Origin of the sequence: Chromobacterium sp. Beijing, from assembly GCF_021496765.1 — a bacterium.
In the GTDB taxonomy this organism is placed as follows: domain Bacteria; phylum Pseudomonadota; class Gammaproteobacteria; order Burkholderiales; family Chromobacteriaceae; genus Chromobacterium.
In genome coordinates this window covers 4,313,650-4,325,295 of sequence record NZ_CP053750.1, presented here as the reverse complement: position 1 = coordinate 4,325,295, position 11,646 = coordinate 4,313,650, and the positions used below count along the sequence as shown (strand labels likewise).

16 protein-coding genes are annotated in these 11,646 nt (G+C 64.5%); 12 read left to right on the top strand and 4 right to left on the bottom strand.

The window, feature by feature from the left end:
* Nucleotides 1-3: 3 nt before the first annotated feature.
* From HQN78_RS20160 to rlmH, 4 genes are all read left to right on the top strand, one after another.
* On the top strand, nt 4-582 hold the full coding sequence (locus tag HQN78_RS20160) for a carbonic anhydrase (RefSeq protein WP_107801045.1): 579 nt from the start codon (nt 4-6) through the stop codon (nt 580-582).
* A gap of 4 nt (nt 583-586) precedes the next feature.
* Nucleotides 587-1,225, top strand: coding sequence for a nicotinate-nucleotide adenylyltransferase (gene nadD / locus HQN78_RS20155; protein ID WP_199225946.1), 639 nt, complete (start codon nt 587-589; stop codon nt 1,223-1,225).
* A 173-nt stretch (nt 1,226-1,398) separates the two neighbouring features.
* Nucleotides 1,399-1,767 carry a ribosome silencing factor gene (rsfS, locus tag HQN78_RS20150; protein WP_019101317.1) on the top strand — a complete coding sequence of 123 codons (369 nt, stop codon included), beginning with the start codon at nt 1,399-1,401 and terminating at the stop codon, nt 1,765-1,767.
* A 75-nt stretch (nt 1,768-1,842) separates the two neighbouring features.
* A complete protein-coding gene (gene rlmH, locus HQN78_RS20145) occupies nt 1,843-2,313 on the top strand; it encodes a 23S rRNA (pseudouridine(1915)-N(3))-methyltransferase RlmH (protein WP_227105648.1) in 471 nt (156 codons plus the stop codon).
* A 15-nt stretch (nt 2,314-2,328) separates the two neighbouring features.
* On the opposite strand, the gene HQN78_RS20140 is transcribed toward rlmH, so the two are convergent.
* Together HQN78_RS20140 and HQN78_RS20135 are read right to left on the bottom strand one after the other, a co-directional pair.
* Entirely contained in the window at nt 2,329-2,487 is a 159-nt protein-coding gene (locus HQN78_RS20140; RefSeq protein ID WP_158274379.1) for a hypothetical protein, read from the bottom strand.
* Nucleotides 2,484-2,780 carry a DUF2325 domain-containing protein gene (locus HQN78_RS20135; RefSeq protein ID WP_107801047.1) on the bottom strand — a complete coding sequence of 99 codons (297 nt, stop codon included), beginning with the start codon at nt 2,778-2,780 and terminating at the stop codon, nt 2,484-2,486. The genes HQN78_RS20140 and HQN78_RS20135 overlap by 4 nt, the downstream gene beginning before the upstream one ends.
* Nucleotides 2,781-3,116: 336 nt before the next feature.
* Between HQN78_RS20135 and HQN78_RS20130 the strand changes: the two genes are divergently transcribed.
* On the top strand, nt 3,117-4,430 hold the full coding sequence (locus HQN78_RS20130) for a Na+/H+ antiporter family protein (protein ID WP_107801048.1): 1,314 nt from the start codon (nt 3,117-3,119) through the stop codon (nt 4,428-4,430).
* A gap of 10 nt (nt 4,431-4,440) precedes the next feature.
* Complete coding sequence (locus tag HQN78_RS20125) at nt 4,441-4,662, top strand: SlyX family protein (RefSeq protein ID WP_107802046.1); 222 nt, start codon at nt 4,441-4,443, stop codon at nt 4,660-4,662.
* Between the two features lie 165 nt (nt 4,663-4,827).
* On the opposite strand, the gene HQN78_RS20120 is transcribed toward HQN78_RS20125, so the two are convergent.
* Nucleotides 4,828-5,403: a GNAT family N-acetyltransferase gene (locus HQN78_RS20120; RefSeq protein ID WP_235085814.1), complete on the bottom strand. Its 576-nt coding sequence runs from the start codon at nt 5,401-5,403 to the stop codon at nt 4,828-4,830.
* Nucleotides 5,400-6,314: a DMT family transporter gene (locus HQN78_RS20115; RefSeq protein ID WP_019101310.1), complete on the bottom strand. Its 915-nt coding sequence runs from the start codon at nt 6,312-6,314 to the stop codon at nt 5,400-5,402. Before HQN78_RS20115 ends, HQN78_RS20120 begins: the two co-directional genes overlap by 4 nt.
* A gap of 58 nt (nt 6,315-6,372) precedes the next feature.
* Here HQN78_RS20115 and dapC point away from each other — a divergent pair, with 58 nt between their 5' ends.
* From dapC to HQN78_RS20085, 6 genes are all read left to right on the top strand, one after another.
* Complete coding sequence (gene dapC / locus HQN78_RS20110; RefSeq protein WP_235085811.1) at nt 6,373-7,575, top strand: succinyldiaminopimelate transaminase; 1,203 nt, start codon at nt 6,373-6,375, stop codon at nt 7,573-7,575.
* 84 nt (nt 7,576-7,659) lie between these two features.
* Nucleotides 7,660-8,481, top strand: coding sequence for a 2,3,4,5-tetrahydropyridine-2,6-dicarboxylate N-succinyltransferase (gene dapD, locus HQN78_RS20105; protein ID WP_235089870.1), 822 nt, complete (start codon nt 7,660-7,662; stop codon nt 8,479-8,481).
* Nucleotides 8,482-8,848: 367 nt separating this feature from the next.
* Nucleotides 8,849-9,667: an ABC transporter ATP-binding protein gene (locus HQN78_RS20100; protein WP_199225948.1), complete on the top strand. Its 819-nt coding sequence runs from the start codon at nt 8,849-8,851 to the stop codon at nt 9,665-9,667.
* Nucleotides 9,660-10,445 carry a lipid asymmetry maintenance ABC transporter permease subunit MlaE gene (mlaE, locus tag HQN78_RS20095; RefSeq protein ID WP_107801053.1) on the top strand — a complete coding sequence of 262 codons (786 nt, stop codon included), beginning with the start codon at nt 9,660-9,662 and terminating at the stop codon, nt 10,443-10,445. Before HQN78_RS20100 ends, mlaE begins: the two co-directional genes overlap by 8 nt.
* 11 nt (nt 10,446-10,456) lie before the next feature.
* Nucleotides 10,457-10,930, top strand: a complete 474-nt coding sequence (mlaD, locus tag HQN78_RS20090) for an outer membrane lipid asymmetry maintenance protein MlaD (protein WP_107801054.1) — start codon at nt 10,457-10,459, stop codon at nt 10,928-10,930.
* A gap of 89 nt (nt 10,931-11,019) precedes the next feature.
* Nucleotides 11,020-11,646, top strand: coding sequence for a phospholipid-binding protein MlaC (locus HQN78_RS20085; protein ID WP_107801055.1), 627 nt, complete (start codon nt 11,020-11,022; stop codon nt 11,644-11,646).

Sequence of the window (11,646 nt, the reverse complement as noted above, 5' to 3'; positions counted from 1 at the left end):
ATCATGGATAGATTAAGCGCTCTGCTCGAACACAACCGCCACTTCGTGGAAAACCGCGAATACGAGCAGTTCAAGACCGACAAATTCCCCGGCAAAGGCCTGGCCGTCCTGGCCTGTATGGACGCCCGGCTGGTGGAACTGCTGCCCAAGGCCATGGGCCTGAAGAACGGCGACGCCAAGCTGATCAAGAACGCCGGCGCGCTGATCACCCACCCGTGGGGTTCGGTGATGCGCAGCCTGATCATGGCCGTATACGAACTGCGCGCCGACGAGATCTGCGTGGTCGCTCACCGCGACTGCGGCATGCGCGCGGTCGATCCGCAGCGCGTGCTGGACCATGCGATGGAACGCGGTGTGTCGGAAGACACCATCGCCACGCTGCGCGCGGCCGGCATCGACCTGGACGGCTGGCTGAAGGGCTTCGACAACGTGTCCGACAGCGTGCGCCACACCGTGCACACCATCCGCAACCATCCGCTGATGCCCAAGGACGTTCCGGTGCACGGCATGGTGATCCATCCGTCCACCGGCCGGCTGGAAGTCATCGTCGACGGCTACCAGAACGACGACGCTCCGGAGTAAGCCGGTGCGTCTGGGCCTGTTCGGCGGCACCTTCGACCCCATCCACAACGCCCACCTGCGCATGGCCGACGCCTTCGCCGCGGAGCTGGCGCTGGACGAGGTCAGGCTGATTCCGGCCGGCCGGCCCTATCATCGCAGCCACGGCCCGTACGCCGCGCCGGCCCAGCGCCTCGCCATGGCGGAGCTGGCGGCGGCGGATCACCCGCGGCTGACGGTGGACGAGCGCGAAGTGCGCCGCCCCGGCGCGGCCTACACCATAGACACCCTGGAAGAACTGCGCGCCGAGCTGGGCCCCGCCGCCGAATTGTGGTTTTTGATCGGCGGCGACTCGTTGGCCGCGCTGCACACCTGGAAGCGCTGGGACGAACTGTTGCGTTTCGCCAACCTGGCCGTAGCCTTGCGCCCCGGCTTCGATCCCGCCTCGCTGCCCGCGCCGGTGCGGCCCTTGTGGCGCGCCCGGCAAGTCTCTGATTTTTCAAATCGAACCGCATCCGGTACAATCCGCCCCTTGGCCTTGCCGCCGGTGGACATCGCGGCCACCGACATCCGCCAGCGCCTGGCGCGCGGCGACGCGGTGGACGATGTGCTGCCGCCCGCGGTGCTGGCCTATATCCGCCAACACCGGCTATACCAGACAGTGTAGCCGCCGTGTCCGGCCACTTTCCGCCAGGCCGTCAGCAGACGGCCGGCAGCGATTCACTTTAAAAGCAATACGGCGGGTCTGCCGGCCGCTTGCGCGCGCCGGCCCGCCCGCCATTTTGCGGCCGCTTTGCGCCGGCTCTGGCCGACGCGGACCCCGCATAGGAAAAGGACATTATGGAAGTGCAAGACATTGCCAAGCTGGCGATCGAAGCCCTGGAAGACGTCAAGGGCAAGGACATCATCGAACTGGACACCAGCAAGCTGACCTCGCTGTTCCAGTGCATGATCGTGGCCACCGGCGACTCCAACCGCCAGGTCAAGGCGCTGGCCAACAGCGTGCACGTGAAGCTGAAGGAAGCCGGCGTGGACATCGTCGGCAGCGAAGGCCACGAAAGCGGCGAATGGGTGCTGGTGGACGCCGGCGACGTGGTGGTGCACGTGATGCTGCCCGCGGTGCGCGACTACTACGACATCGAAGCGCTGTGGGGCGGTCAGAAGCCCAGCTTCCTGCCGGCCGGCGGCCGTCCGTGGTCGGCGACCTGATCCGGCTGCGCTAAGCCGCCATCAAGAACGGGGACGCAAGTCCCCGTTTGCGTTTTACTTCCTGGCTCACACACGATGAAAATCACTATTCTCGCCGTCGGCACCAAGATGCCGCGCTGGGTCGACGAAGCCTACGGCGATTACGCCAAGCGCTTTGGCCGCGACATCACGCTGGAACTGAAGGAAATCAAGCCGGAGAAACGCGGCGGCGGCGTCACCGCCGAAAAAGGCATTGCCGCCGAACACGAGCGGCTGCTCGCCGCCCTTCCGCCGCGCGCGCGGCTGGTGGTGATGGACGAGCGCGGCAAGAACTGGACCTCGGTGCGGCTGGCCGAAGGCCTGAAGGAATGGATGGCCGGCGGCGACGATGTGGCCTTCATCATCGGCGGCGCCGACGGCCTGGCCGCGGAATTGAAACAACGCGCCGACGTGCTGCTGCAACTGTCCGCAATGACGCTGCCGCACGGCATGGTCCGGGTGATGCTGGCCGAGCAGATCTACCGCGCCTATTCCATTCTCAACAACCACCCCTACCATCGCGAATAGACGGACGCTGGCGGATCAAGCCGGCGGCGAGGCCTGGGCCGCCAAGGGCGGCGGCAAGGGCGGCGGCGCCAATCCGGCCCACTCCACCGTGACGGAATCCTCGCGCAGCGGCAGCGCCGAGCCCTCGGCGCGCGCCAGGCTGTCCAACCAATTTTCATTGCCTGAAAAAATCATGGCAGCTTCCTCCAGCCCTCATATTGCAAACGCCGCTCCACCGCGGTGGCGGATCGGCGGCAGGCCACCACCGGAATGCCCAGCGCGTGGGCGCTGTCCCGGTAATTGCGCATCACATTGTGTCCCAGGAAATCGGTGAGCAGGATCAACAGATCCGGCTTGCCCGGCAGCGGCGCCTTGCGCTGATGCGCGACGTTGCGCCCGCAGATGTGGCGGGAAATCCGGATATCGTAGCTTTGCAGAACCGCCGGAATATTCCCCAAGCTGTCCGCGCCTATCAGCAGAGCGTTCATCAGCCACCTCCTTCTCGCGCGGCGCGGCACGCCGCCTTGACATGTCCTCACTCTAAGCCGATGTAATAGCGCAGTAAAGATATATAAAATTAGTTTTTTATTTCCAATAAATATATAAATGCCGCAGCGGTCCCATCGCGTCATCCTCCGCGACGATGAATCGGCAAACCTTTGAAATCTCTAGGTAAAACAAGACGCCGCCTCCGCCGCCGCGGCGGGCCTCATCTCGCGCCCCTCCCCCCGTCCTTGCCAGCAAAACTATCGACAGAAAAACCGAAACCCGCTACGCTGCGCGCCCTCGGCCTATCCGCCCAACCTATTGATCTGTATATACAAATGAACGCAGTTCTTCTGGCCGTCATCGTCATGCTCGGGCTGGCGCTCTTGCGCACCCACGTCGTCATCAGCCTGCTGCTCGGCGCCTTGATCGGCGGCCTTAGCGGCGGCCTGTCCCTGTCCCGCACGCTGGAAGCCTTCAACAACGGCATCACCGGCGGCGCCGCGGTGGCCTTGTCCTACGCCTTGCTGGGCGCCTTCGCGCTGGCCATCGCCAAATCCGGCCTACCCCACGCGATGGCGGATCTGGCGATCAAGCGGCTGGAACGAGGCGGCGCGCAAGGCAAACTGAAATGGGCCTTGATCCTGTTGCTGGCCCTGGTCAGCGTCGCCAGTCAGAACCTGGTTCCCATCCACATCGCCTTCATCCCGCTGCTGGTGCCGCCGCTGCTCTATGTGATGGCGCGGCTGCATCTGGACCGCCGCCTGGTCGCTTGCGTGATCACCTTCGGCCTGGTCACGCCCTATATGGTGTTCCCGGTGGGCTTCGGCGATATCTTTCTGAAGCAGATCCTGCTCGGCAACATCGCCAAATCCGGCATGGACGTGCGCGGCGTCAATGTGATGCACGCGATGGCGATACCGGCGCTGGGCATGCTGGCCGGCCTGCTGTGGGCGGTGCTGGTCAGCTACCGCAAACCGCGCCAGTACGCGCTGGGCAAGATAGAAAACGCCGAGCGCACCCGCGCCAAGGTCAGCCGCAAATCGCTGGCCACCGCGCTGCTGGCGATCACGCTGGCCTTCGCGGTGCAGCTGTATACCGATTCGATGATCATGGGCGCGCTGGCGGGCTTTCTGCTCTTCCTCGCCACCGGCGTGGTGAAATGGAAGGACGCGGACGGTTTGTTCAACGAAGGCATGAAGATGATGGCGATGATAGGCTTCACCATGATCACCGCCCAGGGCTTCGCGGAAGTGCTGAAGGCCACCGGCCAGGTGGGCGCGCTGGTGACCGCCAGCGCCGGCCTGTTCGCCGGCAATCAGGGCGTGGCCGCCTTCGCCATGCTGCTGGTGGGCCTGGTGGTGACCCTGGGCATAGGCTCGTCCTTCTCCACCGTGCCCATTCTCACCGCCATCTACGTGCCCCTGTGCATGCACCTCGGCTTCTCGCCGCTGGCCACCGTGGCCATCATCGGCACCGCCGGCGCGCTGGGCGACGCCGGTTCGCCGGCTTCGGACTCCACGCTGGGCCCGACTTCGGGCCTGAACGTGGACGGCCAGCACGACCATATCCGCGACACCGTGCTGCCCACCTTCCTGCACTACAACCTGCCTGTGCTGGCGGCCGGCTGGATCGCGGCCATGGTGTTGTAGAATGGCCGGCATGGATGATCAAATCGATGCCCGCTTGGCCGAAATGGAAGTGAAGCTCGCCTTCCAGGACGAACTATTGGACGCGCTGAACGCCACCGTGGCGCGCCAGCAAAAAGACATGGAGTTGCTGCAACAGCAGATGCGTCTGCTCTACCAGCAATTCCGTCAGGCCCAGCCGGACGACGCCGCGTCCGGCCTCAGCCTGCGCGACGAGGTTCCGCCGCATTATTGAGCCGGCGGCGGCTTAGAAGCGGTTCAACGTATCGCGAGCTAAGGCGAGACCAGGCGAAAACCGCTGAGAAAGCGGAATGCGCACGTGGCGCATGAGCAATTCGAAGCGGTTTCAACACCCTGTATCTCATTATCCCGCCGATGCGCAGCAGGCTTGGAACAGGCGCTAGCGGTGGCCCTTGCGACGCGACACCGTCGCCTCGATATTCTTGCGGCCGATCAGCGGCGCCGGTTCCGGCATGTCCGGCGCGGCGTCGCCCAACCATTTGTACATCACCAGACAGTCCACCAGACCCAGCCGCGCGTGACGATAGGCGCGCGGCAAACGCCCCACCTGCTCGTAGCCCAGCTTGCGCCACAAGGCCACCGCCACCTCGTTGCTGGCCACCACCGAGTTGAACTGCATCGCCAGGAAACCGCTGTCCAGCGCCAAGCGCTGCGAATGCTCGCACATCAGCCGAGCCACGCCCTTGCCGCGCGCCGCCTCGGCCACCATATAGCCGCAGTTGCAGACATGGCCGCCCGGGCCGGCGGCGTTGGGCTTGAGAAAATACGAGCCCAGCAGCGCGCCGTCCTCCTCCGCCACCAGCGTGTGCAAAGGCAGCCGCAACCACAGCTCGCGCGCCTGCTCCCGCGTCATCTCCGGATCGAAGGCGTAGGTTTCCCTGGCCGCCACCACCGCGTGGAACACCGGCCAGAAACGCTCGAAATCGTCGTCGTTCATCGGTCTGATCGTAATCATGCTGCCTCCTGTTTCAATTGCGCCGTCCCCGGCTTTCTGGTCATGCGTCCGGACAACAGGCTGGCGCTGGCGATCAAGGCCCCGCCCGCCCATTCGCGCGGCGTCATCGCCTCGCCGGCCAGCAAATAGGCCGACGCCGCCGCGAACAACAACTCCATCAGCATCAACGTCATCGTCTGCGTCGCCGGCAGAATGGAAACCCCGTGCTGCGATATCACGCTGGTGCACAGCAAGGTGACGCCCAGGATGCCCAGCACCAGCCAGCTTTGCGGCGGTATCTGCAAAATGCCGCCCAGCTGCCCGGCCAGCGCCAGCTTGATCGCGCCGATGGACGCCACGCCGAACCAGATCGACGCCGATTTGACCGGCACCGGAATGGACTGGGCGCCGCGGCTGATCACATTGCCCAGCGCGAAGGCCATGCCGCCGGACAAGGCCAGCCATTCGTAGCGATGGCTGAGCGGCAGCTCCCCGGCGAACAGGCCGGGACGATAGATGAAGATGAAGCAGCCGAGCAGCGACAGGGCCACCACCAGCCAGCCGCTGCGGGTCAGGCGCTCCTTCAGGATCAGCCGCGACAGGAACACCGTCCACAGCGGCGACAGGTAGAACAGCAGCAAGACCCGCATCACTTGTCCCTCGGACACGGCCCAGGTATAGCTGTAGTTGCACCAGCCGAACACCGCGGTCAGCACCAGCAACACCGGCTGCAGCCGGAATTGGCGGCGGTAGACGTCGAAAAAGGTGATCACGCCCAGGGTGATGGCCACCAGATAGACCACCAGCGAGGTCATCGCCACGCTGACTCCGCTTTGATTGAGGCTGCGGAAGGGATACCACATCAGCCCCCACACCAGCGCGGTGGTCAGAATGCCGGTGGTGGCCAGAAACTTTTGTTTTACAGGTGTCATTGCTGTTCTTAAGATGTTCGCTGTTCGTTTGCTTGCGCCCGCTTTCCTGGAGATACCCGTGAACCCTCGCCTGGCCCAATTGCAGCCCTATCCGTTTCAACGCCTGCGCGCCCTGCTCGCCGGCGCGACGCCGCCCGCGGACAAGGCGCACATCAACCTGTCGATAGGCGAACCCAAGCACCCGACGCCGGCGCTGGTGGAACAGGCGCTGATAGCCAATCTGGGCGGCTTGTCGCAATACCCGGCCACGCTGGGCAGCGAAGCGCTGCGCCAGGCCTGCGCCGCCTGGATGCGGCGGCGTTATGATCTGAACCTGGATGCGCAAAGCGAGATACTGCCGGTCAACGGCAGCCGTGAAGCCTTGTTTGCTTTTGTGCAGACGGTGATCGACGCAAGCGCAGAGCCTGCGCCGGTAGTGATATCCCCGAATCCTTTTTACCAGATTTACGAAGGCGCGGCACTGTTGGCCGGCGCCGAGCCCCACTATGTCAACTGCCTGGCCGAACAGCGCTTCCAGCCGGACTGGAGCCAGGTGCCGGAATCGGTGTGGGCACGCACCCAGCTGGTGATCGTGTGCAGCCCCGGCAACCCCACCGGCGCGGTGATGTCGCTGGCCGATTGGGAAACCCTGTTCCAGCTGTCCGACCGCTACGGCTTCGTCATCGCCAGCGACGAGTGCTATTCCGAAATCCACTTCGGCCGGCCGCCGCTGGGCGGACTGGAGGCGGCGAGCAAGCTGGGACGCGGCTTTGAGCGGCTGCTGATGTTCACCAGCCTGTCCAAGCGCTCCAATGTGCCGGGCATGCGCTCGGGCTTCGTCGCCGGCGACGCGGCGCTCCTGGCGAAATTCCTGCTCTACCGCACCTACCACGGCAGCGCGATGAGCCTGACGATACAGGCGGCCAGCGTGGCGGCCTGGAACGACGAGGATCACGTCGAGTCCAACCGGGCGCAATACATCGCCAAGTTCGACGCGGTCACCCCGCGGCTGGCGATGGGGCTGGAAGTGCGCCGCCCGGACGCCGGTTTCTACCTGTGGGCCAAGGTGCCGGACGGGAATGATGTAGACTTCGCCAAGGCGCTGTTCGCCGAAGAACACGTCACCGTGCTGCCCGGCAGCTACCTGGCGCGCGAGGCCCACGGCGTCAATCCCGGCGCCGGCTATGTCCGCGTCGCGCTGGTGGCCACGCTGGAGGAATGCGTGGCCGGCGTCGAGCGCATCGTCGCCTTCGCCGAGCGCCGGCAGCGCCAGACCCCCTGAATCCACGCGGCCCGCCTCCGGCGCGGCCGCTTGAAAGCGAATTGAATGACGACTTCCATCCACATTGCCAAAGGACTGAACACCATGCATCCGATCCAGACCCTGATCGAAGAAGCGTTTGAGAAGCGCGCCGAGATCACGCCCGCCACTGTCTCCGCCGAACTGAAGGCCGCCATCGGCCAGGTGATCGCCGAGCTGGACACCGGCCGCCTGCGCGTGGCGGAAAAACAGGGCGCCGACTGGGTGGTGAACCAGTGGGTGAAGAAGGCGGTGCTGCTGTCTTTCCGCATCCGCGACAATGAAATCTCCGACGACGGCGTCAACCGCTACTTCGACAAGGTCGACACCAAGTTCGCCGACTGGAACCCGGCCCGCTTCCAGGAAGCCGGTTTCCGCGTGGTGCCGGGCGCGGTGGCGCGCAAGGGCAGCTTCATCGCCAAGAACACCGTGCTGATGCCGTCCTACGTCAATATCGGCGCCTACGTCGACGAAGGCGCGATGGTGGACACCTGGGCCACCGTCGGCTCCTGCGCCCAGATCGGCAAGAACGTTCACCTGTCCGGCGGCGTCGGCATCGGCGGCGTGCTGGAACCGCTGCAGGCCAATCCCACCATCATCGAAGACAACTGCTTCATCGGCGCGCGTTCGGAAATCGTCGAAGGCGTGATCGTAGGCGAAGGCTCGGTGATCTCCATGGGCGTCTACATCGGCCAATCCACCAAGATCTACGACCGCGAAACCGGCGAAGTCAGCTACGGCCGCGTGCCGCCGGGCTCGGTGGTGGTGTCCGGCAACCTGCCCAGCAAGGACGGCAGCCACAGCCTTTACTGCGCGGTGATCGTCAAGAAAGTGGACGCTCAGACTCGCAGCAAGACCAGCATCAACGAGCTGCTGCGCGGCGTGTAAGGCCCCGCCGGCGGACGGTCGGCTCGCCCGCCGTCCGCCTTTTCTCCCCTCCGTCGTCGCCTCTCGGCGTCTCCGGCCGCATTGCAATGCAGCATATTTGCATCGCGAATGCTGTTGAAATTTGGCTAGTCCACGACAAGTCTATAAAATCTCCAGTTCGAAAAGAATCGGCAAAAAAGCGGCCGCTCTCCAAGCACCGCTCAGCCCAGGCCGCGAAGCGCCGCCAGCCAAGGCGCAGCGCAACGCCAAAGCTTGGGCGACGGGCTTCAAGAGCCGCTTTGCCTGAACGGCCCGCCATCGCACCGCTCCGGGTCCGCCGTTTCAACCGAAGCCGTCCGCGGCTTCACGCATGCTATCTGGAAAACTTGTGTCTTCTGACAATTTCATCGAGTTCAGAAACGTCAGCTTCGCCTATGGCGAACGGCCCATTCTGAAAAACCTCAACCTCGCGATTCCGCGCGGCAAGCTGGTAGCCGTCATGGGCGGCAGCGGCAGCGGCAAGACCACGCTGCTGCGGCTGATCTCGGGCCAGAACCGGCCGCAAAGCGGCGAGGTGCTGGTGGACGGCAAGAGCGTCGCCAAAATGAGCGCCGCCGAACTTTATCAACACCGCCGCCGCATGGGCATGTTGTTCCAGTTCGGCGCGCTGTTCACCGATCTGTCGGTGTTCGACAACGTCGCCTTCCCCATTCGCGAGCACACCAAGTTGCCGGACAGCATGATCCGCGACCTGGTGACCATGAAGCTGGAAGCGGTCGGCCTGCGCGGCACCCAGCAGCTGATGCCGGCCGAACTGTCCGGCGGCATGGCGCGCCGGGTGGCGCTGGCGCGCGCCATCGCGCTGGACCCACAGCTAATGCTGTACGACGAACCCTTCACCGGCCTGGACCCGATCTCGCTGGGCGTGATCGCCCACCTGATCAAGAAGCTCAACCACGCGCTGGGCACCACCGCGGTGATGGTCACCCACGACGTGCACAAATCGCTGGAGATCGTGGACCACGTGCTCTTCGTCGCAGGCGGCGAAATCGTCGCCCAGGGCACGCCGGACCAGGTGCGCAATTCGGATTCGCCATGGGTGCACCAATTCATCTGGGGCGAGGCCGACGGCCCGGTGCATTACGCCTATCCGGCGGAGCGCTCGCTCGCCGACGACCTGGGACTCAACGGAGGCCGCCATGCTTGACCTGATCGCCGCGCCCTTGCGCAGACTAGGCCATCTCGCCATCAACGCCGTCTGGCGGCTGGGCTTCGCCTGCCGCTTTCTGGTGGCCATCCTGCGGGGCAGCGGCCAAAGCCTGCTGCGGCCGCAACTGACCATACGCGAGGTCTACTTCGCCGGCGTCATGTCCTTGATCATCATCCTGGTGTCCGGCCTCTTCGTCGGCATGGTGCTGGGCCTGCAGGGCTACAGCACCCTCGCCAAATTCGGCTCCTCCGACGCGCTGGGCGCGGTGGTGGCGCTGGCCCTGCTGCGCGAATTGGGCCCGGTGCTGGCCGCGCTCTTGTTCGCCAGCCGCGCCGGCAGCGCGATGACGGCCGAAATCGGCCTGATGAAAACCACGGAGCAACTGGACGCGATGAGCGTGATGGCGGTCGATCCGATCGCCCGCGTCGTGGCGCCGCGCTTCTGGGCCGGCGTGATCTCCATGCCCATCCTGGCCGCGCTGTTCAACGTGGTCGGCATCTTCGGCGGCTACCTGGTGGGCGTGGTGATGATAGGCCTGGACGTCGGCACCTTCTGGTCGCAGATGCAGGCCAACGTCGATCTGCATTTCGATGTAGTCAACGGACTGATCAAGAGCCTGTGCTTCGGCGTCGCCGTCACCCTGATCGCCGTGTTCGAAGGCTATGACGCCACTCCGACGGCCAGCGGCGTGTCCGCCGCCACCACCCGGACCGTGGTCACCTCCGCATTGGTCATCCTGGCGCTGGATTTCATCCTGACCGCCTTCATGTTCTAGGAAAAACCCGAATGAAACGCTCTACTATTGACTTGTGGGTAGGCATTTTCGTGGCGCTGGGCATTGCCGCCGTCACCTTTCTGTCGCTGAAAGTGGCCAATCTGGTCCCGCAAAGCGCCAACCAGACCTATGTGCTCTACGCCGACTTCGACAACGTCGGCGGACTGAAGGTCAAAGCGCCGGTCAAGGAAGCCGGCGTGGTGATCGGACGCGTGGCCGACATCCGGCTCAACCCGAAAACTTATCGCGCCCGCGTGACTCTGAATATTGACAAGACCTATCAGATCAGCGACGACGCCAGCGCGTCCATCCTGACCGCCGGCCTGCTGGGCGAACAATATATCGGCATGCTGCAAGGCGGCTCGGAAACCAATCTGGCCCCGGGCGGCACCATCACCATCACCTCCTCGGCCATGGTGCTGGAACAATTGATCGGCAAGTTCATAACGGGCTTTACCGATAGCAACAAGAGCGCTGACAAATAGCGCGGCACAAAGACGGGGCACCCCGCAACACACTGCCGGCCGGCGCGCTGCCCGCGCCGCCGGCTCACTCGCAATCGATTGGAAAAAAGATGAAAAAACTGCTCGCATTCTGCTGTCTGCTGTTCGGCCTGTCCGCCGCGGCCCAAGCCGCCGGCGACACCCCCACCGACGTGATCAAGGACGCTTCCCGCCAGGTGCTGGAAGTGCTGAAACAGGACAACGGCAAGAACACCAAGCAAATCCGCCTGCAGGCGGAAGCGGTGGCGGTGCCGATGTTCGACTTCCCGCGCATGACCGCGCTGGCCGTGGGCCTGGGCTGGCGTCAGGCCAGCGCCGAACAGCGCGCGCAACTGACCCAGCAATTCCAGACCCTGCTGGTGCGCACCTATTCCGCGACCATGACCCGCTTCAAGACCGCCCAGGTCGACGTCAAGCCCAACCCGCTGATGAGCAACGGCGACCGCGACGCCACCGTGAAAACCACGGTGACCCTGCCGGGCAACGCCAACCCGGTCGCGGTGGATTATTCGCTGAACAAGGGCGCGCAAGGCTGGAAGATCTATAACGTTAGCGTGGAAGGCGCCAGCCTGGTCACCGTCTATCGCAACTCCTTCAACGAAGAAGTGCGCAAAAGCGGCGTGGACGGCCTGATCAAGCTACTGCAGAACAAGAACGCGGCGCCGGCCGCCGCCGCGCCCGCCAAGGGCAACGCCTGA

Excerpts from the sequence above, each read along its gene's own strand:
- HQN78_RS20160 (WP_107801045.1), top strand. The coding sequence starts at position 4 with ATGGATAGATTAAGCGCTCTGCTCGAACACAACCGCCACTTCGTGGAA.
- rsfS (WP_019101317.1), top strand. The coding sequence starts at position 1,399 with ATGGAAGTGCAAGACATTGCCAAGCTGGCGATCGAAGCCCTGGAAGAC.
- rlmH (WP_227105648.1), top strand. The coding sequence starts at position 1,843 with ATGAAAATCACTATTCTCGCCGTCGGCACCAAGATGCCGCGCTGGGTC.
- HQN78_RS20140 (WP_158274379.1), bottom strand. The coding sequence starts at position 2,487 with ATGATTTTTTCAGGCAATGAAAATTGGTTGGACAGCCTGGCGCGCGCC.
- HQN78_RS20135 (WP_107801047.1), bottom strand. The coding sequence starts at position 2,780 with ATGAACGCTCTGCTGATAGGCGCGGACAGCTTGGGGAATATTCCGGCG.
- HQN78_RS20130 (WP_107801048.1), top strand. The coding sequence starts at position 3,117 with ATGAACGCAGTTCTTCTGGCCGTCATCGTCATGCTCGGGCTGGCGCTC.
- HQN78_RS20125 (WP_107802046.1), top strand. The coding sequence starts at position 4,441 with ATGGATGATCAAATCGATGCCCGCTTGGCCGAAATGGAAGTGAAGCTC.
- HQN78_RS20120 (WP_235085814.1), bottom strand. The coding sequence starts at position 5,403 with ATGATTACGATCAGACCGATGAACGACGACGATTTCGAGCGTTTCTGG.
- HQN78_RS20115 (WP_019101310.1), bottom strand. The coding sequence starts at position 6,314 with ATGACACCTGTAAAACAAAAGTTTCTGGCCACCACCGGCATTCTGACC.
- dapD (WP_235089870.1), top strand. The coding sequence starts at position 7,660 with ATGCATCCGATCCAGACCCTGATCGAAGAAGCGTTTGAGAAGCGCGCC.
- mlaE (WP_107801053.1), top strand. The coding sequence starts at position 9,660 with ATGCTTGACCTGATCGCCGCGCCCTTGCGCAGACTAGGCCATCTCGCC.
- mlaD (WP_107801054.1), top strand. The coding sequence starts at position 10,457 with ATGAAACGCTCTACTATTGACTTGTGGGTAGGCATTTTCGTGGCGCTG.
- HQN78_RS20085 (WP_107801055.1), top strand. The coding sequence starts at position 11,020 with ATGAAAAAACTGCTCGCATTCTGCTGTCTGCTGTTCGGCCTGTCCGCC.